The following is a 22,376-nucleotide window of genomic DNA, read 5'->3' as shown; positions in this document are numbered from 1 at the left end:
GTCTTCGCGGCTTTGCGAGAACTAAATCAAAGAAAAAATCTTAACCTAATGTCTTTAGCCATAAAAGCTTAGAACATTTAAAACTCTTTTGTAACCCAAATACCCTTTATAAAATGATCAAAATCAAATCAGAAAAAATGAAAACAACAAAACTCATTCTGGCTTTGCTCTTTGTGGCAACTGCGTTTACAAGCTGCAGTAACGACGATTCGGAACAAGAACAAGCCATTCCTAAGATTGACAAAATCGAATTGGGTCTTAGCAACAGCGAAACAGCGACTATTGGCGCAGATTTCCATTTTAATGCAGAAGTGACTGCCGCTGATAAAATCGAAAATGTGCAGGTAAAAATTGTGCAGAGAAGCACTGAAACATACTCAAAAGTCTGGTCACACGAAATTACTTGGACACAATATGCGGGCGCAAAAAATGCAACGGTTCACAAACATTTTGACATTCCAGAAGATGCCGCAGAAGGAAAATACGACTTCGTCATTATCGTAAACGATCAAAACGGAAGCAAGCTGGAAGTGAAGAAAAACCTAACGATTGTAAATCAAAAAATATGAAAAATTTAAAGCTTCTTTTAGGCGTTTTGACACTTGCCTTTATAACATCTTGTTCAAGCGATAATGCCGAAATCGACACCGAATATCCTGTGATTGACATCACTGGGGCAGATGCTTTTCCTATTCAATGCAGCACGATTGAACGCGGAAAGACCTTTACTTTCAAAGCCACTTTTAATGATAATGTGGCTTTGGGTTCTTACAGCCTTGATATTCATCACAATTTCGACCATCATACGCATAGTACAGAAGTTAATATCTGCGAAACCGAAGCTGTAAAAAGCCCTGTAAAACCTATGCTTTTCATTAACAATTATACTATTCCGAACGGAATGAAAAGTTACGAAGCAACAGCACAAATCACCATTCCTGCTGATGTTGATCCTGGAGATTATCATTTTATGATTCGCTTGACGGATAAAGAAGGCTGGCAAACGCTGAAAGGCTTAAGTATTAAAATTTTATAAGATCAGATTAATGAAGAATGCCCTATCCATGTATTGGAAATATTGTTTTTTACTCATCGGTTTATTGGTTTCAGCCGAAGCTTTTTCTCAAAATCAGCCCTTGGAAAAAAAATCAGAAATTAAAGAGTTAGAGGAAGTTTTAATCAGCAATAATACCGTTCAGAAACGCAAAAAAGAAGAATCGCTAAATGTTGAAACTGTAAACAATAGCTTTATTCAGCGCAATCTTGGCGGAAGTTTGATGCAGTCTTTGCAGAAATTGCCAGGCGTTAAAACTATTTCGATTGGTTCTGGAGGTTCGAAACCGCTTATTCGAGGTTTGAGTTTCAATCAGGTTATTGTGGTCGAAAACGGCTTGAAACACGAAGGCCAGCAGTGGGGCGCCGATCACGGATTGGAAATCGATCAATATGCTGTCAATCGGGTAGAAATTATAAAAGGCCCTTCTTCATTTATTTACGGATCTGATGCTGTCGGAGGTGCGATAAATATTAAACCTTTGCCTCTTCCATCTCAAAATACTTTTGGCGGAAGCGTTGATCTTACCGGAAAAAGCAATAATGCTCAATTTGGAAGTTCTATTAATTTATTCGGAAGAAACGAAAACTGGTTCTTTGATTCGCGTGTTACCACAATGGATTATGGCGACTATCGTGTTCCAACCGATGTGGTTCATGTATACAGTTATGCCGTTCCGCTGTACAAAAATCATTTGCGAAATACGGCTGGACGCGAACTTGATTTTCATTTGAGTACAGGTTATTCGGGCGAGCATTTTAAATCGGTTTTCTATTTAAGTAATGTGCATACCAAAAGCGGATTTTTCGCGAATGCGCATGGACTCGAACCTCGAAATGTAGATCTGGAACTGCACGACAAATCGAGCCGTGATATTTTGATGCCCTATCAGCAAGTCAATCATTTAAAGGTTAGCAATACGACTTCTTTTCAATTGGGAAATCATGCTTTTGAGACGCAGATTGGTTTTCAAAATAACTTTAGAAGAGAATATAGCCATTACGTAAATCACGGTTATATGCCACCAATTTATCCTGAAGATATGTACGCTCCTCAAGATTTGGAACGCCAATACGATAAAGATGTTTGGTCATTTTCGGCTAAAGATGAATTCAGAATTAATAACCATCAAATTACGGTTGGAACCAATATTGTTGGACAGGAAAATACCATTGGCGGATGGAGTTTCTTGATTCCTGCTTTCACACAATTCAACGCTGGCGCATTTGTTTATGACAAAATTGAACTGAACGAAAAATGGTTTCTGCACGGCGCTATTCGTTACGATTATGGAAAAATTAAAATGAAATCGTATTACGACTGGTTTCAAAGTCCTGTATCTGAAAACAATCAGACGCAAATGGAATACTTGCAGCGTTCTCAAGATTTAACCAAAACTTTTGACAGCTTTACGTGGTCAGTTGGAGCCAATTATAATCTTGAAAATCTTTCGCTTAAAGCGAATTTAGGTTCGAGTTTTAGAATGCCAATTGCCAAAGAACTGGCTTCAAACGGCGTAAATTATCATTATTTCAGATTCGAAAAAGGGAATCCGAATTTAGATGCCGAACGTTCATATCAATTGGATTTGGGAATCGAATGGAATCAGCAAAACTGGTCTTTTCAGCTGACGCCATTTGTGAACTATTTTCCAAATTTCATTTATCTGAATCCAACCTCAGCTCATGATATTTATTATGGAGCAGGAAATCAGGTTTTTGAATATGAACAGAGTGAAGTTTTACGCTACGGCGCAGAATTCCAAACCCGTTATTATTTCCTAAAATCTTTAAGCGCAGAAATTGCGGCAGAATATCTTTATTCGGAACAAAAATCAGGAAGCAAAAAAGGCTATACGCTTCCATTCTCGCCTCCGCCTTCTGTTTTGTTGGGATTGAATTACGAACCGCAAATCAGCTTTTTAAAAGAGCCTTATTTTTCTGTTGATTATCGTTTTACGGCACAGCAAAATAATATTGTTCCGCCTGAGAAAAAAACGGCTGAAAGTCATGTATTCAATTTGGTTTTTGGCTCAAAAATTAAAACAGGAAAACAAGACATTTCCATCAATATTCAGATCCAGAATTTATTCAATACAAGATATTTAAATCACACCAGCTTTTACCGACTTATCGAACTTCCGGAAGCGGGACGAAACATTATTGTTTCTATAAAAATTCCGTTTTCCTTTTCGCGATAAGCAAACCATTCAAAACTCAATTATTTACAAATTTTAAATCCTTTATTACAATGAAAAACAAGTTTTACAAACTACTATTTTTATTTGCAGTTTCGCTTTTTGCGGTTTCGTGCAGCAACGACGATGACAACCACGACGATCACGATAATGATCACGACACTTCTGAAGAACACACTTTTGTTCGAGTTTTACTTTCTGACGAAAAAACTACGGAGCTAACGCTTTTTGACCCGCATGAAGATAAAATCAGTTCTTTTACGGCAAAGTTTGCTAAAGCCTCTTTGTACACAACAGAATCTGGACGTTATGCGGGAATTGTTCACAGAGACAATAATTTCGTAGAAACTTTCGACAGCGGATTAGAATTGCACGGCGATCATATTGATGTTGATGATGTGCCTAAATTTGGAATTTTAGCGACAAGTGCGTTAAAACCAACGCATTTTAAAAGTAAAATTGGCGAAATCCTGACTTTTAACGATGGAGACGGAACACTTTCTGTTGGTAAAGAAGCCGATGTGAACAAAACTGGCGCAACATTCAAAACGATAAACGCAGGTTTATTGGCGCATCACGGTGCAATGGCGACTTTTACAAACGGAACTTATGCGATTACAGTAAAAGATAATTCGGTTACAGGAACGCTTCCTGAAAAAGTAAAAATCATTGACAACACCGGAAAAACGATTTTTGATGCTAAATTACAGACAAAAGGAATTCACGGAAATGCTTCAGACGGTGTTTATGCTGTTTTTGGTTCGTCAAGCGGAATTTTGGTTGTAGAAAGTAACGGAAACCAAAAATTGATCAATCATCCAGAAGATTTTGGAACGGCTTGGTTCGGAACTATTTTAGAAACGGCTTCTGCTGGAAAATTCATTGGTTATACTGCTGCAAAAGGCGCATATTTAATTGATGTTGTGGCTAATACTGTAAAACCAATTATTCAGAACACAACCATTATGCAATGCAAAACAAGCTACGATCGTAAAAAACTGGCTGTTTTATTGCATTCAGGAGAATTTAAACTTTATGATATCAGCAGTTTGCAAGCGGTAAAAGAAACTAAAGCAACTGCAGAAACAGCTACAGATGCTACATTAAAACCTCAAATGGCAGTTACAGATCGTTTTGCTTACATTACTTCGCCAACCACTGGAGAATTAGTGCGAGTAAACCTTACTACATTGGAAATCAAAAAGACTAAGGTTTCTAGTACGCCTTATATGATTACGGTTTTGGGTTATGAAAACAGCGAAACACACAGTCACTAATTAATTTTCGAACAACTATTGCAATTATTTTAACACATAGAAACATAGCTTATCTTTGAGTATAGAGACGTTTCACTTATTTAAAACCACATAGCTATGTGTAAAAACTAGTTTTCTCTAAACTCTTTTATGAGCATAAAATCTATGTTTCTATGTGTTTAAAAAATTCAACACATAAAAAAGGTCCAACTTTCGTCGGACCTTTTTTATATTAATCGCAATCTAAGATTACAATAAAGCGTCTAAACTATCTGCGTAGGCTTGTTTCGGAGCTACTCCTACTTGTTTTCCTACTACTTCACCATTTTGAAACACCAAAACGGTTGGTATGTTACGCACACCATATTTTGCAGCAAATTCTTGGTTAGCATCTACATCTACTTTACCAACAACTACTTTACCAGCGTACTCTTCGCTTAATTGGTCAATGATTGGACCAACCATTCTACAAGGACCACACCATGCTGCCCAAAAATCCACCATTACCGGTTTATCTGATTTTAAAACTACTTCATCAAAAGTAGCATCTGTTATTGCTAATGCCATAATATATTAAGATTAAAATTAGGTCTGAAATATTAACTTTCAAACTACAGTACAAATTTAAAAATTTAAAATAAATCAAACACCATTACTAAATTAGTTTTCATTATAAATGTATTGTCAATAATTATAAACTGTATAACGCTAAATTTACAATTTATTTACTTGAAAATCAAACCAATAAACTTTTTAGCATTTTTTTAGTATCTTTAGTATATCCAAAAATACGATTAACATGAAAGAAACTTTATCCAAAACAAAATCCTTTCTGCAATCTGATTCTTTTAAAAAATATGCCAAACGCTTTGGATATTTTGTTCTTGGCCTAATCGCGATTCTTCTACTTGCCTGCGGAGGTTTGTCGATATATTTCAACCGAAACAAAGCCGAAATTATTGCCAAAGTCAATACCAAAATCAATGAGAATATAAATGGCAAATTTCATATTGGCGATTTTCATTATAAGTTTCTAACTGGTTTCCCGAACTTTACATTGGCGCTAAATGATGTCGAAATAAAAGATAATCAATGGAAAAGCCACAAACATACTTTGCTGAGAGCAAAAGAAATTGAAGCGCGTTTGAATATTTTGAGTTTATTAAAACACGAAATCAATATTCATAAAATCTTAATCAACGACGCTGATATTTATATCTACAAAGCTGAAAATGGTTATTCTAATGCCAATATTTTTAAACCCAAAAAGAAAAAAGCGCAAACCGATAAAGAAAAGCCCGAAACTACGATTGATGAAGTAAACCTCAACAAAGTTCATGTTATTATTGACAATCATTTAGGTCATAAATTGTTTGATTTTGATGTGGCGAGTTTAGAATCGAAAGTAAATTATGAAGATGACAGCTGGCAGACCAATTTGTTTTTGAAAACCAAAATTAACAGTCTCGCTTTTAATACCGTTCACGGAAGTTTTGCCAAAGAAAAAGTTCTCGAAGGCAATTTTGATATTTCGTATGCCGAAGCCAATCAGAAAATAGATATTAAAACCAAAGGACTTAAAATTGGTTCTGATGTTTTTGACATCATCGCTTTCTTTAATATCGGAAAAAACAATTCGCTATTCGGAATCAATATCGGAACGGATATTTTATGGCGAAATGCTTCCAATTTATTATCGGCAAACATTAGCTCGAAACTTAACCAATTTGATATCAAAAAACCGATTAAGGTAAACTGCGACATCAAAGGCGATTTGAATGTTGAAGGCGATCCGAAAATTGTGGTTCAGGCAGATGTTCGCGATAACGAATTAACGATTCCCGACGGTTTGTTTACCAATTGCAGTTTTAAAGGAATTTTTACGAATACTTTTAAACCCGAAAAGGAATCCAGCGATCCAAATTCCGCTATTATTCTCACCCATTTTAAAGCCGAATACGAAAGCATTCCGTTAAAAATTGCGCAAGCCGTAATTAATAATCTTGAAAAACCAATTGCCACCGGAGTTGTAAATGCCGATTTTGACATTTCGAAACTCAACGGAATGACGAATGAAAAAATTCTTCATTTTGAAAGCGGTCATGCCAAAGCCAATTTGAAATTTCAGTTTGATATTGTCGATTTGTACATCAATAAACCCAAATTCACAGGTGATGTTGATATTGCTGATGCTACATTCGATTATATTCCGAAAAGGATTCATGCAGAAAAAACCGCAGTACAATTGTCGTTTACGCAAGAAGCGCTTTACATTAAAAAAATAGCCTACAAACACAAAAAGAACATTATTCGTATTGACGGAAAAATCGATAATTTCTTAAATCTTTATTACGACGCACCCGAAAAAATGGTGGTAAACTGGAATATCTATTGTCCAAATATTGATGTAAAACAGTTTTTGGGCGTTTTACAAAATTCGCCTAAACAAAAAGTGGCAGTAAAAAAACCAGTTAAGCAAAATGTCAATTTTACAAATCAATTAAGATCGGTTATCGAAAAATGTACCGCTGTGATTAATCTTAAAGCCGATAAAATCACGTATGGCGCACTTACGGCAACCCATACACAAGCAACGCTGCAAATGCTAAATTCTAAGATTCTGCTTAAAAACGGAACATTAAATACTTCTGGCGGAAGCATAAACTTTAGCGGTTCTGTTGAGCCAAGCGGCAATCGTTACGTTTTTACTTCAAACGCACAGGTAAACCGAGTTGATATTGCGAGCTTTTTAAGATCGTTCAACAACTTCGGAATCAAATCTTTCAGTCCGAAAAATATTCGAGGCCGATTAACTAGCAATGCGAACGTAGCTGGTTTAATGAGCAGCACGGGCGATTTGATTATGAATTCTATGAAAGGAAAACTCGATTTTAATGTCAACCAAGGCGCATTACTCAATTTTGAGCCTATTATGAAAGTCGGAAAATTTGCTTTTCCGTTTCGCGATGTCGAGAATATTACTTTCAGCGATTTATCGGGTTCGCTCAATCTTCGTGGCGAACAAGTCGATGTCAATAAACTTACCATAAGTTCCAGCGTTCTCAATCTTGATGCAGAAGGTGTTTATTCTTTCGGCCGAGGCACCAATCTCGCGCTTACCGTTCCGCTAAGAAATTCTAAAAACGACGCCAAACTCGCCACCAAAGAAGAACGAAAAGCCGTTCGCGAGCGCGGTATTGTCCTGCATTTGATTGCCTATGATAATGAAGGAAAAATGAAGGTTAAGTGGGGGAAGAAGGATAAGGGGTAATTTTGTCTCCTTTAAAATAAATTCTTACTTTTTTTTAAAAAAGTTAATGTGTTAAACTATATTTACACTTCTCTGGCAATTATTCTTCCAGAAGTTTTATACATCGTTAAAATTTAAAAAATAAAATATTTAATGGCATTAGAAGTAGCAGATAATTTTATTCAGGATTCTTTTGTAGAATGGTTTAACAATCCAATTAATTTTAGAAAATCTTATGATGGATTAGTTACTACAAAAGTTTTGAACTTTTGGAATGAAAATTATTTTGATGGGTATTTATTTAACATTGACCCTAAGAATCCTGAGCATTCTGTAAACGAAATTGAAAAATTGATTTCTTTAAAAAGTGACCAAAAAAACAATGAATGGAATACTTTTAGTTATGCCACGAGTAGAGGTGTTCCAAAAGCTGTTTTAGGCAAGAACAATTATATTAAGTTTTTACAAGAGTTTATTTCGCAAGAAAGTAATTTAAAAAAGATTTCAAATTTAAAATTGAATAAAAATGAAATTTCAAATATTTCTGGAAATGAATTATCATATGATGCATTCCATAAAAAAACTCAAGAATCTAAACTCAATTTTTCATCCTCATTAATCCTACGTTTTATAGCTTCATTAACTTCTAAGCCTTTTGTAATTCTTAGTGGTTTATCTGGTTCTGGAAAAACTAAAATAGCACAAACTTTTGCACAATGGATTTGTGAAGATATTAATCAATATAAAATTGTTCCTGTAGGTGCAGATTGGACTAATCGAGAACCTCTACTGGGATATCCAAATGGTTTGGTTAGTAAAGAATATATAACTCCTGATAGCGGTGTAATCCATTTACTATTAGAAGCTATTAAAAAAGGAAATGAAAGCAAACCTTTCTTCTTAATTTTAGACGAAATGAACCTTAGTCATGTAGAACGTTATTTTGCAGACTTTTTGAGTATCATGGAATCCAATGATACCATCAAATTATACACTGGCGACATAAGACAAAGCTTAGACGGTTTACAAATCCCTTTAGAAATATATTGGCCTAAAAATGTATTTATTATTGGAACGGTTAACATAGATGAAACCACCTATATGTTCAGTCCAAAAGTACTAGACAGAGCAAACGTAATTGAATTTAGAATTACAGACGATGAAATAGAAAACTTTCTAGTGAGTCCAAGTATTCCAGATTTACAAAAATTAAAAGGTCAAGGAATTGCAATGGCAGAAAGTTTTTTGTCAATTGCTTTCCAAAATAACATTGTTGAAAATCACAATATCGCAAAAGAGTTGGTTTTATTTTTTAAACAATTACAACCAGTTGGTGCCGAATTTGGTTACCGTGCTGCAACTGAGATTTTACAATTAGCAACAAAATTAAAAACCCTAGAGCCCACGATTAAAGATAATGATTGTTTAGACATAGCAATTATGCAAAAATTGTTGCCAAAATTACACGGTTCTAGAAGTAAGTTGGTAAAAGTATTAATTGCTTTGTCGAGCTTATGTTTGGAGGATATAACTATAGAAGATTTTGAAAAGAAATTTGATGATCTTCATAAAAACAACTTTGAAGGAATTTCTGTAAAATATCCTATTTCTTTTGAAAAACTAATTAGAATGTACAAAAATGTATTAGCTAATGGTTTTACTAGTTATGCTGAAGCATAAAGAAATATGGAAGAGATCAAGAAACATATTCGAATACCATTAACTCTTTTTAATGAAACTGATTTTTTAGAAATTTATCCTGAAAATATGGGTAGACTTTTTGAAATTTCAGAAGAGGAAGCAAATGAAAATGGAGAAAGCATCTTTCAAATCTTGGAAGGTAATAGTTATGAATATGCCTTTACCGATAAAAATTATCGTTTAAATTGTAGTATTGATGGTTTAGTGTCACAGTCAAAACGAGAACATTCTATTGGTAGAATTGTTCCTAATATTTACGTCGGCACACTTACTTTATTTGTCTCCAATACTATTCAGGAAGGCAAAGAATTTGAAATTACTATTGAAGTTTTAGCTACTAAATTCGATACCGAGCTCGATAAAAGCTACCGTGAAAACTACCGTTTTATGTTAAAAGACATAACGGATAAGTGTACGGAACTTTTAATGCAAATCAATTCTCCAATCGAGCAAAATTTTGAAACAGACTTTTCAAGAGATAACGAAACAATTTATCAAAGATTTAGTTTTGTTAACTCTATCATTCAAAATAAAGATTTTGAAGAAGCGATATTAAAAATTATAACTTCTCCAAAAACCCATTGGAATACTGAGGCAGAAGAAATTGATATTCGTAAAGTAAAAAGATTTGATAATGCTACAACTAAGCAAATTTCATCAGGTTCAAATAGAATCCTTTTACAAACATCGCATCCTTTATTTCGTGCAGGAATTCAATCGATCCCAAACAAAATAAATAGCTTTAGAAAAGTTGAACACACAGACACATCTGAAAATCGATTTGTAAAACATGCTTTGGATGTTTTTTTAAGATTTGCAGAAGATTGTCAACAATACTTTAAGGATAAAAAATATTCAAGACCACATATAGAAGCATCAAATTTGGTTACAAAACTTGATGGTTACTTAAGCCACTCTTTTTTTAAGGATATTTCCAGACCAACCTCATTAAAATTAAATAGCCCTGTTTTACAGCGAAAAAGTGGTTATCGGGAAGTTTTATGCACATGGTTGCAATTTGATTTAGCAGCCAAATTAATTTGGAAAGGTGGCGAGGATGTATATAAAGCTGGCAAAAGAGATATTGCTACTTTATACGAATATTGGTTGTTTTTTACACTGTATGATTTATTCAAGTCTAAATTCAAAATAAAAGATATTGAGCACGAAGAGCAATCTTATAACCATTTGATAGAACCAACCAAAGACGGTTTAAATGTAATGGTAAAACAAGGAAAACATACTGCTTTATACGGTGATTTTATTACAGAAAACAGAGCGTTAAAAGTAAAATTTTCATACAATCGTTCTTTTAAAGGAGGCATAAAATATACTGATGAGCAAGCGGGGAGTTATACAACTACGCTACGTCCAGATTATACATTATCGGTTTGGCCCGCAATATTAAAAGAAAAAGAAGCCGAGAGACAAGATCTTATCGTACATATACATTTTGATGCAAAATATAAAGTAACACAATTCCAAATTCAAACTTCTACAGATAATGATTTAATAGAACAAGAAGAAAACAACGAGAGGAAAGGAATATATAAAAATGCTGATTTGTTAAAGATGCATGCTTACAAAGATGCGATTAGAAGATCAGGTGGTGCTTATGTTTTATATCCTGGAACGGAAAAAAAGGAAATACGAGGTTTTCACGAAATTATTCCCGGCTTGGGTGCTTTTTCTATCAATCCAACAGGACAAAATAATGACATCACGGAATTATCTAAGTTTATAGATTTGGTTATTGAGCACTTACTAGACAGAGCATCCCAAAGGGAAAATATTAATTATAAAGCACGCAGTATCCTTCAAACTAGTAAAGAAGATAGCAATTTACTTCATGAACCAATTCCTGAATATTTAAATGGCTCAAAATTAATACCAGATGAAACATTTGTATTAGTAGGATACTCAAAAACATCCAAGCGATTTGATTGGTATAATGAAAATAAAAAATATTTTTTTAGGATGAATGATACTATTGGTTCCTTAGAGTTAACAAATGAAGTGGTAAATGCAAAATACCTTTTGTTAAGAAGAAATGGACAAGAAACGGCTTTCGATTTATATGAAATAAAAAGCAACGGACTGCAAGTTTATTCAAAAGATAGAATTATAGAACTCAATTTTCCACAGTCAAATAACTTAAAAGAACATTATTTAAAAGTAGATATTGAAAAAGTTACTGACTTAGAATTTGAAAATGTTAGATGGAATTTTAAAGAATTAGATGAATACAAAAAAATTCTAGAAACAAACAAAAATATTTACACACAGGTAGGAATGCCTTTTACAGTATCATTAACTAAATTGATGAAGACAAAAGAAATTAAATGATTTTAATTAAGTTTTTAAAAGACAAAAACAAAAAAGCCACTTTACAGTGGCTTTTTCTCATTTCTTACTCAATCACCAAATAAGGATCAAGAATTTCGGCTAATTCATTTAACCAAAAGAAACCATCTTCAATATTTACGGTTTCAGTTTTCATAAATCCATCTTCTCGTATGGCGTTTAAAGCAATTAGAAAATTTACTTGCCTAATGGTTTTTGCCATACTTTTGGAATCAATTGAATTGTTGAAGAATTCAGTTAACCTCAATTCGGTTTCTTTGGAAAGGGTGTTGGTACTCATAATCTTGAATTTTAGGAATAAAAAAACCCATGTGGCTTAGCTGTCCTGCGCATTCAAGAACGCGCTACGGTTGTTTCCAATAACGTCAGCATACCACATGGGCAAGAATTTTTTTGTGTTCATAATCTTGAAGTTTAGGACTTCAAATATATGAAAAAGAAAAACAAATTGTAAGTTTTTTCTTTATTTCTAAATTAAAATACTATAAGTATATTTTTTGCCAATCGAAATTACAAAATTGAAAAAATAAATCTTCAGATAATTCATAATATTTCCTTAACTCACTTGCCTTTTTCCGCCAAAATGGATAAGTTTGAGAATGAATCATTAAATTTTATTTGTTATGAAAGTACAAATCAACACCGACAAAAACATTGAAGGAAGTGCAAGATTAGAAAGCTATTTTTCTGGAGAAATAGAGAAAAGCTTAGATCGTTTTCAAGATAAAATTACTCGTGTAGAAGTTCACTTTGGAGACGAAAACGGGGAAAAGTTTAGCTTGCATGACAAAAAATGTGTGATTGAAGTTCGTCCTGTAAAACTACAGCCAATTACGGTTACAGAACATGCCGAAACACTCGAAAAAGCTTTCAGTGGTGCATTGGCCAAAGTAAAAAAATCGTTGACTACGACTTTCGAAAAAATAAAAGCACATTAATATTTTAAACCATATAAGTGATATAAGTTCATTTTAAGTTTACTGGAAAACTTTATATCACAAAAAAAGCGAAGCACTTTTAGTACTTCGCTTTTTTTTGTGTGAAAATCTTAAATTCTCTTATATCACTTATATTTAAAGAATGACAAAGGTGCAAAGTGACAAAGTGACAAAGGAAAAAACTTAGAACCTTTGCTACTTTGCACCTTTGTCACTTTTCTATTATTTAGGAAGAGGAGCTCCAACTGCAATATCGCAACGGTGACCTGGTTTTCCGTGTGGCGGATTCATTCCTTCTGCAACTGTCGCCTCATTTCCTTCTGTGCTTAACAACGCTGGAACTGGGTTTGATGCTGGCGGAGAAACCGTAAAATTTTGAGTAACTGTTCCGCTTTGAGCCGTATTTGTGGTTGTCGGAGTTGTTGTCGCTTTAGGCGAGTTTAGAGGCGCGCCAACAGGAATATCGCATCTATGTCCTGGTTGTCCGTGTGGCGGATTCATTCCTTTTGCCACTTTAACTGGCGCTGCAGTTGTAGTCGTAACCATTTTCTGCTGATTCGGATTTATCTGTACGGTTTGTCCCTGAGTTGCCTGCACTTGCTGTGTCGGCGCAGAATTTAAGGGCGCTCCAACCGCAATATCGCAACGGTGGCCCGGCTGTCCGTGCGCAGGATTAATTCCTTTGGTATCACTTAAAACTGTATTTGGATTTGCTGCAGGATTTTGCACCACTGGCGCAGCAGGTTTAGTTGTATCTTTTGCAAGTCCTAATCTTACTAATTCGGAAGTTGCTGTACTTTCTTGCGGTTCTAATTCCTTTTTACAGGAAACGAACAATAGAGAAGTTACAGCGAGTGAACTTATAAGTAATTTTGCCTTCATGACTGGGGTATTTGTATTGATGAATCAAATATAGTGGTTTTTTGAGAGATTAAATGACATGAATATTGTTAATGATAATTTAATGAGGTACAAAGGTACATAGTCATTAGGCATCTTAAAATAAACTTTACTCCTTGGTGCCTTTGTGGCAATAATTGAGTTTTCTTTAGTTTTCTTATATCACTTATATGGTTCAAAAAAATTATACCTTTAAAGTCAAATAATATATCTCATGAAAAAAATACTTTTACTTCTTTTATTCGCTGCAACTTTTGCAAATGCACAAACCGACAAAAACAAAATCAATCAAACTCTTGACGCGTGGCATAAAGCTGCGGGCGAGGTAAAATATGATGCTTACTTTAATGTATTGGCAGACGACGCCATTTACATCGGAACTGATGCAACTGAAAATTGGACTAAAAAAGAATTTGCTATCTGGGCAAAACCATTTTTCGATAAAGGAACAACGTGGAATTTTAAAGCTTTAGAGCGTCATATCTTTTTTGATAAAAGCGGAAAAATTGCTTGGTTTGACGAATTGCTAGACACGCAAATGAAAATCTGTCGCGGTTCTGGAGTTTTAATCAAAGTGGGGAACGAATGGAAAATTCAGCATTATGTTTTATCCATGACGATTCCGAATGACGAAGTTGATGCCGTAACCAAAATAAAAGCGCCCATTGAAGACGCTTTGATTGCAAAACTTCAGAAAAAATAAAACATTTTACGGTTTTCTTATTATAAACATAACTTTTTGAGCATATTAGAGGCGCTGTTAGCAGATTAATTTTAATTAATTCGGCAAAAACAGTGCTTTTTTGTAACTTTAGAATAAGATACTGTCAAAAAAAGAACCTGTATTTTGTAAATTTCATCAAAATAAAACCCACACCTCTATTTTAACAGCCTTTAAAACAAGAATCTTTATTTTTTTCTAACTTTGACCCCAAAAAAAATAGGGTTAAACAAAGTATTTTAAAAATGAAAATAGAAAAACGCTGGATTATCTCCTTTATCATGATAAGCGTCGTATGTACGATAGGGGCTTTTTGGCCAACAGTAACCGAAAATAATTATGTTTTATCAGAATTTGGAACTACAGATCATATTGTTCCTGCCGATGTTGCCTGGATGCTTACTTCGAGCTGTCTGGTTTTAATCATGACACCAGGATTGTCTTTCTTCTATGGCGGAATGGTAGGAAAGAAAAACGTTATTTCGACCATGCTTCAAAGTTTTATCTGTCTAGGTGTCGTTACGCTTTTATGGGTTGTAGTTGCATTTAGTCTTGCTTTTGGAGAACCGGTTGGTTTTGGTTCTGGAGATCATTTTTACAGCTTTTTTGGTAATCCTACCACTTTTGCTTTTATGGATTATGTTGGCGTTCTACCTCATAAACAATTGGCCAATACGATTCCGTTTATGCTTTTTGCTTTGTTTCAGATGAAATTTGCCATCATTTGCCCTGCCATTATTACGGGTTCATTTGCTGAACGCGTTCGTTTTATCTCTTATTTAGTTTTCATTAGTTTATTTACCATTTTTATATATGCTCCTTTATGTCATGCGGTTTGGTATCCAACAGGCGTTTTAGGAAGTTATTTTGGTGTTAAAGATTTTGCAGGAGGAACTGTGGTACACATGAGTTCTGGTTTTGCTGCTTTGGCTGGAGTTATTGTTTTAGGAAAAAGAAAAAACAGCCAGCATATTCCAACCAATATTCCGTTTGTATTATTAGGAACGGGAATGCTTTGGTTCGGCTGGTTCGGATTCAACGCTGGATCTGCTCTTGCTGCCAACGGAACTGCTGCTATGGCTTTCGCTACAACGACAACTTCATCGGCTGCAGCCATGTTAACTTGGATTTTCTTTGATAGAATGAATGGAAGAAAAGTTTCTGCTCTTGGAGCATGTATTGGAGCTGTTGTGGGTCTTGTTGCCATTACACCTGCTGCAGGATTTGTTTCGGTGCCAGAAAGTATGTTCTTCGGTTTCATTACAGCATTGGTTTCTAACACGGCTGTAAACTGTAAATATTCTAAAAAATTCGACGATACGCTTGACGTTTTTGCTTGTCACGGTGTTGGCGGAATTATGGGAATGATTCTAACTGCTATTTTCGCTCACGGCGAAGATGCAAGCTTACTTCACGGCGGATGGAATGTTTTCGGACATCACATGATGGCGTTGGTTTTAGTTTCGATTTTTACTTTCTTCGGAGCTTATTTCTTGTTCAAAGTAACCAATTTCATTATTCCGCTGAGAGTTTCAGAAGAATCAGAACACATCGGATTGGATTTATCTCAACATGATGAATCTCTTGATCCAAAATTAAAACCAATTACAGAACCTCATTACGGTTAAAAAATATTTTTTTTCCGCCACGAATTCACAAATTATTTTTAAAATAAAATTCGTGAATTCGTGGCGGAAAACTTTTTAAACCTAATTACGCTATTTTCATTCGTTTATATTCCTTAATTTTGCCAAAAATTTTTGTAAAAGTGGGAAGTAAAAATAAACTAAAAAGATTCAGAGAAAACGAAACATTTCAAAACGTTTTTCAACCAACCAGAGAAGAAGTTGTGGGCGATTTAATGCCTTTAAAAGGAAAATGGAATTCTGATTTCTTTAAAAATGATAATCCATTAGTTTTAGAATTAGGATGTGGAAAGGGAGAATATTCTGTTGGATTAGCAGAAAGATATCCTGACAAAAATTTTATCGGAATTGACATTAAAGGTGCTCGTTTCTGGCGTGGTGCTAAAACTGCTGTAGAAAACGGTCTTCATAATGTAGCTTTCGTTCGCACGCAAATCGAATTGATCAATCATATTTTTGCTGAAGGCGAAGTTGACGAAATCTGGATTACTTTCCCAGATCCGCAAATCAAATACAAAAGAACCAAACATAGAATGACGAATTCTGAGTTTTTGAAATTGTACAAAAAAATCTTGAAAAAAGACGGTGTCGTAAACCTAAAAACCGATAGCGAATTTATGCACGGTTATACACTTGGATTGCTTCATGGCGAAGGTCACGAGGTTTTGTATGCCAACCATAACGTATACAAAAACGAAGGAAGCCCTGAAGTTGTGACTTCTATCCAGACTTTTTACGAAAAACAATATTTAGAAATTAATAAGGCAATTACGTATATTCGTTTCAAAATTAAAGACTAACTTTAATTTTGAAACCTTTATCTAACCCATTTTAATAGCTAAATGACCTACCTTACTCCTTTACTTTCGGGCTTTATTGCCGCTGCCATTGGAACTATTCCGCCAGGATTGCTCAATATGACGGCTGCCAAAATAAAAATGAAAGAAGGAAAAAAGAATGCTTTGTCGTTTGTAATTGGTGCGGTTTTAATTATTTTTTTTCAGGCTTACATTGCGGTACTGTTTGCTCGTGTGATAGACAATCGCCCAGATGTTGTAATATTATTGCGTGAAGCTGGTTTTATCATTTTTTCGATCTTAACCATTTATTTTTTCTTTTTTGCAAAAGATCCAATAGCAAAGAAAAAAACGAAACTAAAGAAAACCAGCAAAAAAAGCAGTTTCTTTCTCGGAATGCTGCTTTCGGGATTAAACTTCTTTCCTATTCCGTATTATGTTGTAATAAGTGTAACACTTGCTTCATATCATCTGTTTGTATTTGAAAATACAATTATTTTAACCTTTGTATTAGGCTCGGTTCTTGGAGCTTTTGCAATTTTATATAGTTATATTGCTTTCTTTGGAAAAATAGAAAAGAAAACCGATTATTTCATGCGAAACATGAATACCATTATCGGAACTATCACAGGATTGGTTGCACTTGCGACACTTTTTAATATCTTGAATTACTACTTCGGATAAATAAACCTAACCATTAAGAGATTAAGAATAATTAAGTTTTTATTAACTTCATATCGTAATGGTAAAAATATTTTAAAATGGCTGAAGAAAATTTTTTCGAAAGAGTTTATGTAATCGTCAGACAAATCCCATTTGGAAAAGTTACTTCTTATGGCGCTATTGCAAAAGCTTTAGGTGCTGCCCGCTCGGCAAGAATGGTGGGCTGGGCAATGAATGCCTGCCATAATATGGACGATGTTCCTGCTCATAGAGTCGTAAACCAGAAAGGACTATTAACAGGAAAACATCATTTTGACGGAACCAATTTAATGCAGCAGCTTTTAGAAAACGAAGGAATCAAGGTGGTCAACAATCAGATTGTAGATTTTGAAAAGCATTTCTGGAAACCGGAAGTTGAATCGTAAAAATCATTTTTACCATATAAGTGATATAAGTTCATTTTAGAAGAAAGAATTTATATTTTTATTTTTCTCTCGCAGATTTTGCAGATCTAGCCGATTCTCTTTTTAAAATTCAAAATCTGCCGAATCTGCAAAATCTGCTGGAACAAAAAAAATCTTTGCGTCTTAGCCCCTTTGTGGCTAAACCACTTTAGATTAAACAAATCACAAAACTTGTTTTATCTTCATCCGTTTGATAGCTTAGATAACCTCCATGTGCTTCTATAATATTTTTAGAAAGCGTTAATCCAATTCCCGCTCCATCTTTTCTAGTCGTAAAAAACGGAAGAAAAACTTTATCTCGAATCTCAGCATCTACTCCTTTCCCATTATCGGCAATCACAATAAAAAAGCGATTGTTTTCAGTATAGCTGGAAATCAGCAGTTTCTTTTCTGTTTTTTCTTTTAATGCATGAATACTATTGGTAATCAAATTGATAATCACTTGCTCCATTTGATTTTTATCAATCATAATAGAACGTGAACTGTGTATTTCATTTATCAATTCGATTCCTTCGTCTTTCAAGATCGGACTCATAATTCGTAAACAATCTTCAAATAAAGCATTAATTGGCGTCATTTGCTTGTTTGGCGTTGGCAGCATTGCCAGTTTACGATAATTCTCCACGAAAAACTGCAAATGATCACTTCTATTGATAATGGTTGAAATACTGCTTTTGATGTCTTCAAAATCATCTTCTTCTAATTCTTCCTGATCTACAATATGAAGCAAATTCTGCGAAAGCGCACGAATCGGCGTTAAAGAATTCATTAATTCATGCGAAATAATCTTCATTAAATTAATCCATGCTTCTTTTTCTTTTTTCTCGATCACGCGCTGAATGCTATCTAGCAAAATGATAAAATATTCTTTATTATACGTTTGAGTATGCGAAGTCTGAAGCATAAAAGTCTGAAGGTCTTGATCTTCAATTTTGATCGAAATGGCAGTTTTAAGTTCTGTAAAACCGCCCTTTTCAATTTCATTGCATAAACTCGGAAGATAGTTTTTAAGGTATTGCCAATGGCTTACTTTTGGCACTTTGAAGAGATTTGAAAAACAGTCATTCATTATAAAAATAGACCAAGAATCGTTTTCTTTCTCTAAAATTAAAGCAGCAGTATCTATACTGTTCAAAATCGAACGATAGATTATTTCTTTGGAAGTCTGTTCTTGTCTCTGGGTTTTTAGCGTATCGTACAACAGATACAAACTATTGAAATTATCTCTTTTATGCTCTTCTGGAAAATGGGCAGAAAAGTCATCATGAAGAATTGAGTTTATCGTTTTATCATAAAACAGCAATTGGTTTTTGACAAAAAAATACATTTCGAAAAGGAAAATCAAAACAAAAACACCAACTAACAATGCATTGAATCGAAATCCTTTATAAAACAATAATGCACTGCAAAGAAAGAGCGCCATGACAAACACAACTCTTACGAACAACGCGTTATAAAATTTCCAGTTTTTCATTTAGTTTTTTTGTTTGCCACTCCCGATAGCTATCGGGATAAAAAGATTAAAGGTTTTTTTTATCTGCTAAATTTGCAAAATCTGCGTGAAACTAAAATTTAAGATAAAGTAAAAATCTTGACTCTTGCTTCTTTTTCTCTAATTCTTCAAATCGTATTTTTCTATTCTTCTGTACAACGCAGCACGCGACAATCCTAATTCTTCTGCAGTTTTACTGATGTTTCCGTTGTGTTTGAACAATGCTTTTTCGATTGCACCTTTTTCCATTTCCGATAACGGATTTTCATCATTGTCTTGAATTTCCTCAAAATCCAAAATATCCAAATCCATTACAGAAATAGTATTGTTTTCAGCCAAAATCAAAGCGCGTTCGATTTTGTTTTCCATTTCGCGGACATTTCCTTTCCATGGATATTTTTCCAGATATGATGCCGCAATATCTTCAAAACGCCAGTTTTCCTGATTGTATTTTTCGGCAATCTGTTCCAAAATAAAGTTAGCCATTGGCACAATGTCATCTTTTCTTTCGCGAAGAGACGGAAGATTTATTTCCATTGTATTTATTCTGTACAATAAATCTTCACGGAACGTTTTATTCTTTACCTCAGTTTTTATATCACTGTTTGTAGCTGCGATCACGCGAACATTCAATGGTCTTGGCTTGCTTTCGCCCAAACGCGTTACGGTTTTGGTTTGCAAAACATGCAATAATTTAGCTTGAAGATGTAGCGGAATATTCCCAATTTCGTCTAAAAAAATAGTTCCGTTTGAAGCATTCTCGAAACGGCCTGGAGTATCGATTTTAGCATCTGTAAAAGCACCTTTTGCGTAACCGAAAAGTTCGCTTTCAAATAAATTGTCACTTAACGAACCCAGATCTACATGCACAAAAGGCTGGTTTCTTCTTTCAGAATGCTGATGGATAAATTCTGCAAAAACATATTTTCCTGTTCCATTTTCACCTAAAATCAAAACATTGGCATCTGTTCGAGCTACTTTTTCGGCGATAGAATACGCTTGCTTTATTTTTGCCGAAGTTCCAACAAAGTATTTCTTTTCAGTTTTTTCTACCTTTTCAGCTGTTTTTTTACTGTTTTTTCTGCTTTCAGTAACCGCTTTATCAATAACTTCTAACAGCTTTTCGTTGTTCCAAGGCTTTAGAACATAATCAAAAGCGCCAATTTTAATGCCTTCTACAGCAGTTTCAATTTTTCCAAAAGCCGTCATTAAAATCACAATAGTCTGCGGAGAAAGTGTTTTGATTTCTTTTAGCCAATGAATTCCTTCGCGCCCGTCTTCAAAACCAATTCGGTAATTCATATCCAGCAACACCACATTTATGTCATTTTCGCTTAAAATTGAAATGATTTTTTTGGGACTATTGGTTGTAAAAATGGTTTCGAAATGCTTTTTAAGAATCATTTTTGCAGAAAAAAGAATTTCTTCCTGATCGTCGACAACTAATATTTGGGCTAGTTTTTTTCTCATGTGGTCTTTTTTCTGTCCGCTTACGAACGGTCAACTGTTCATTATCGGACACTGCTTTTTTGAAGTGTTTTCTGAAGCCTCTTTAAAATCAATACTTTACAAATAATAAATTCTATGGCACAGTATTTACCTATTGATTATCAGTAAAATATTTAAAAAAATGGACACGATAATTCCTCGTAAAAATAAAAAATTTAGATATCTCGCAATAGCAATTGCTGTTTTTTTAGTTTTGCTTACCATCTCGGTTTTCGCTTTTAACACCAAAAGAACTTTAAATGTAAAAGCAGACGAATTGGTAATTCAAAAAGCGGAAAAAGCCTTTTTTGAAGATTTCGTAGTTTTTCAAGCAAAAGTAGAACCTTTGAATGTGATGCTGGTAAACGTTACCGAAGGCGGTTCTGTAAAAGAGATTTTTGTAGAAAATGGCGCAATGGTTACCAAAGGACAATCTCTGGCTCGTTTGTATAATCCGAACACAGAATTGAATTATCTGACTCAGGAAACTGCTATTATTGAGCAAATCAACAATTTGAATACGGGGAAATTAAACATCCGAAATCAGGAATTAAACTTAAACAAAGATTTAGTTTTAATTGAACATGATTACAACGATGCCAAAAGATTGTACGACATGAATGCAAAGCTGTACGACAAGGATGTAATTTCTAAAAATGACTGGAACACCTTTAAAGAAAGCCTTCGTTTTCAAGAAGAACGCAAAAAAACAATTCAGCAGAGCATTCAAAAAGAAAAACAAAGCAATCAGGTTCAGATTTCTCAAATAAACCGTTCGATCCAGACTATGGAAAAGAGTTTGGATATTCTTAGAAATAACAAAAAGAACTTTTTAATCACAGCGCCAGAAACAGGTCGACTGACTTCTTTTGAACCTGTTCTAGGGAAGACTTTTCAGGCAGGCGCAAGTATCGGAAAAATTGATTCTAATAAAGGATACAAATTGACTGCCGAAGTTGACGAATTTTATTTGGAAAAACTTAGAGAAGGATTAAAAGGCCAAGTAGAATTTAAAGGCAAAAATCTTGAAGTTATCGTAACTAAAGTGATTCCTGAGGTTAAAGGCGGAAGATTTACCGTAGAATTGGCTTTTGCATCGAAAGAAAATATTGTGCTTCAGGACGGACTTAGCTTTGGCGTAAAATTGATTTTATCTGAAAAGAACAAAACTTTAGTTATTCCGAGAGGCGCTTTTAATCAGGAAGCAGCCGGAAAATGGATTTTTGTAGTAAACGGAAATAAAGCCGTAAGAAGAAATATCAAATTAGGACGCGAGAATCCTTCTTACTACGAAGTTTTAGAAGGCTTAAAAGAAGGCGAATCTGTAGTCACTTCTTCTTATACCGATTATAAAGATATTGAAGAGCTTTCTCTAAATAAAGAATAGTTTATTTGGTTTCAGGTTTCAAGGTAACGCAACGAAAAAACATGAAACTTGAAACTTG

Annotated in this window: 19 protein-coding genes; 14 read left to right on the top strand and 5 right to left on the bottom strand. The window is 34.3% G+C overall.

The genetic code is table 11. The features are described from left to right. Positions 1 to 137 precede the first annotated feature (137 nt). Genes FF52_RS13570 through FF52_RS13555 form a run of 4 tightly spaced genes read left to right on the top strand, consistent with a single transcriptional unit; the run spans position 138 to position 4,528 of the window. Complete coding sequence (locus FF52_RS13570; RefSeq protein ID WP_157498601.1) at positions 138 to 569, top strand: DUF4625 domain-containing protein; 432 nt, start codon at positions 138 to 140, stop codon at positions 567 to 569. After that, on the top strand, positions 566 to 1,036 hold the full coding sequence (locus FF52_RS13565) for a DUF4625 domain-containing protein (protein ID WP_008466292.1): 471 nt from the start codon (positions 566 to 568) through the stop codon (positions 1,034 to 1,036). The genes FF52_RS13570 and FF52_RS13565 overlap by 4 nt, the downstream gene beginning before the upstream one ends. Before the next feature lie 10 nt (positions 1,037 to 1,046). Further along, on the top strand, positions 1,047 to 3,254 hold the full coding sequence (locus FF52_RS13560; protein WP_237718548.1) for a TonB-dependent receptor: 2,208 nt from the start codon (positions 1,047 to 1,049) through the stop codon (positions 3,252 to 3,254). A gap of 50 nt (positions 3,255 to 3,304) precedes the next feature. Continuing rightward, positions 3,305 to 4,528: a hypothetical protein gene (locus FF52_RS13555; RefSeq protein WP_008466290.1), complete on the top strand. Its 1,224-nt coding sequence runs from the start codon at positions 3,305 to 3,307 to the stop codon at positions 4,526 to 4,528. A 228-nt stretch (positions 4,529 to 4,756) separates the two neighbouring features. Here the strand turns inward: FF52_RS13555 and trxA are convergent, their stop codons facing one another. After that, complete coding sequence (gene trxA, locus FF52_RS13550) at positions 4,757 to 5,074, bottom strand: thioredoxin (RefSeq protein ID WP_008466289.1); 318 nt, start codon at positions 5,072 to 5,074, stop codon at positions 4,757 to 4,759. A gap of 232 nt (positions 5,075 to 5,306) precedes the next feature. Here trxA and FF52_RS13545 point away from each other — a divergent pair, with 232 nt between their 5' ends. From FF52_RS13545 to FF52_RS13535, 3 genes are all read left to right on the top strand, one after another. Next, positions 5,307 to 7,778, top strand: a complete 2,472-nt coding sequence (locus FF52_RS13545) for an AsmA-like C-terminal region-containing protein (RefSeq protein ID WP_008466288.1) — start codon at positions 5,307 to 5,309, stop codon at positions 7,776 to 7,778. Between the two features lie 132 nt (positions 7,779 to 7,910). Next, positions 7,911 to 9,437, top strand: a complete 1,527-nt coding sequence (locus FF52_RS13540; RefSeq protein ID WP_008466287.1) for an McrB family protein — start codon at positions 7,911 to 7,913, stop codon at positions 9,435 to 9,437. A gap of 6 nt (positions 9,438 to 9,443) precedes the next feature. Next, entirely contained in the window at positions 9,444 to 11,804 is a 2,361-nt protein-coding gene (locus FF52_RS13535) for a DUF2357 domain-containing protein (RefSeq protein ID WP_008466286.1), read from the top strand. Between the two features lie 64 nt (positions 11,805 to 11,868). On the opposite strand, the gene FF52_RS13530 is transcribed toward FF52_RS13535, so the two are convergent. Beyond that, positions 11,869 to 12,102 (bottom strand): hypothetical protein, encoded by a 234-nt coding sequence (locus FF52_RS13530; RefSeq protein ID WP_008466285.1) that lies wholly within the window; start codon positions 12,100 to 12,102, stop codon positions 11,869 to 11,871. A gap of 343 nt (positions 12,103 to 12,445) precedes the next feature. Between FF52_RS13530 and FF52_RS13525 the strand changes: the two genes are divergently transcribed. Further along, positions 12,446 to 12,760, top strand: a complete 315-nt coding sequence (locus tag FF52_RS13525) for an HPF/RaiA family ribosome-associated protein (RefSeq protein WP_008466283.1) — start codon at positions 12,446 to 12,448, stop codon at positions 12,758 to 12,760. 222 nt (positions 12,761 to 12,982) lie between these two features. Here the strand turns inward: FF52_RS13525 and FF52_RS13520 are convergent, their stop codons facing one another. Beyond that, on the bottom strand, positions 12,983 to 13,642 hold the full coding sequence (locus FF52_RS13520; protein WP_008466282.1) for a hypothetical protein: 660 nt from the start codon (positions 13,640 to 13,642) through the stop codon (positions 12,983 to 12,985). A gap of 232 nt (positions 13,643 to 13,874) precedes the next feature. On the opposite strand from FF52_RS13520, the gene FF52_RS13515 reads away from it, so the two are divergent. The 5 genes from FF52_RS13515 to FF52_RS13495 all read left to right on the top strand — a co-directional run bounded on the left by FF52_RS13515 (position 13,875) and on the right by FF52_RS13495 (position 17,912). Beyond that, a complete protein-coding gene (locus tag FF52_RS13515) occupies positions 13,875 to 14,363 on the top strand; it encodes a nuclear transport factor 2 family protein (protein ID WP_008466280.1) in 489 nt (162 codons plus the stop codon). A gap of 263 nt (positions 14,364 to 14,626) precedes the next feature. Next, positions 14,627 to 16,009: an ammonium transporter gene (locus FF52_RS13510; RefSeq protein WP_035691526.1), complete on the top strand. Its 1,383-nt coding sequence runs from the start codon at positions 14,627 to 14,629 to the stop codon at positions 16,007 to 16,009. Between the two features lie 140 nt (positions 16,010 to 16,149). Then, a complete protein-coding gene (trmB, locus tag FF52_RS13505) occupies positions 16,150 to 16,827 on the top strand; it encodes a tRNA (guanosine(46)-N7)-methyltransferase TrmB (RefSeq protein WP_008466277.1) in 678 nt (225 codons plus the stop codon). A 42-nt stretch (positions 16,828 to 16,869) separates the two neighbouring features. Next, positions 16,870 to 17,508, top strand: coding sequence for a lysine transporter LysE (locus FF52_RS13500; RefSeq protein ID WP_008466275.1), 639 nt, complete (start codon positions 16,870 to 16,872; stop codon positions 17,506 to 17,508). A gap of 77 nt (positions 17,509 to 17,585) precedes the next feature. Beyond that, entirely contained in the window at positions 17,586 to 17,912 is a 327-nt protein-coding gene (locus FF52_RS13495; protein WP_008466273.1) for an MGMT family protein, read from the top strand. Positions 17,913 to 18,099: 187 nt separating this feature from the next. Here the strand turns inward: FF52_RS13495 and FF52_RS13490 are convergent, their stop codons facing one another. Both FF52_RS13490 and FF52_RS13485 read right to left on the bottom strand, forming a co-directional pair. After that, a complete protein-coding gene (locus FF52_RS13490) occupies positions 18,100 to 19,425 on the bottom strand; it encodes a sensor histidine kinase (RefSeq protein WP_008466272.1) in 1,326 nt (441 codons plus the stop codon). 138 nt (positions 19,426 to 19,563) lie between these two features. Further along, positions 19,564 to 20,913, bottom strand: a complete 1,350-nt coding sequence (locus FF52_RS13485; RefSeq protein WP_008466271.1) for a sigma-54-dependent transcriptional regulator — start codon at positions 20,911 to 20,913, stop codon at positions 19,564 to 19,566. A gap of 160 nt (positions 20,914 to 21,073) precedes the next feature. Here FF52_RS13485 and FF52_RS13480 point away from each other — a divergent pair, with 160 nt between their 5' ends. Beyond that, on the top strand, positions 21,074 to 22,318 hold the full coding sequence (locus FF52_RS13480) for an efflux RND transporter periplasmic adaptor subunit (protein WP_008466270.1): 1,245 nt from the start codon (positions 21,074 to 21,076) through the stop codon (positions 22,316 to 22,318). Positions 22,319 to 22,376: the final 58 nt, after the last annotated feature.

Origin of the sequence: Flavobacterium sp. F52 (assembly GCF_000278705.1) — a bacterium.
Lineage (GTDB): Bacteria > Bacteroidota > Bacteroidia > Flavobacteriales > Flavobacteriaceae > Flavobacterium > Flavobacterium anhuiense.
The sequence above is the reverse complement of the archived record's forward strand: the minus strand, read 5'-3'. Positions and strand labels throughout refer to the sequence as shown.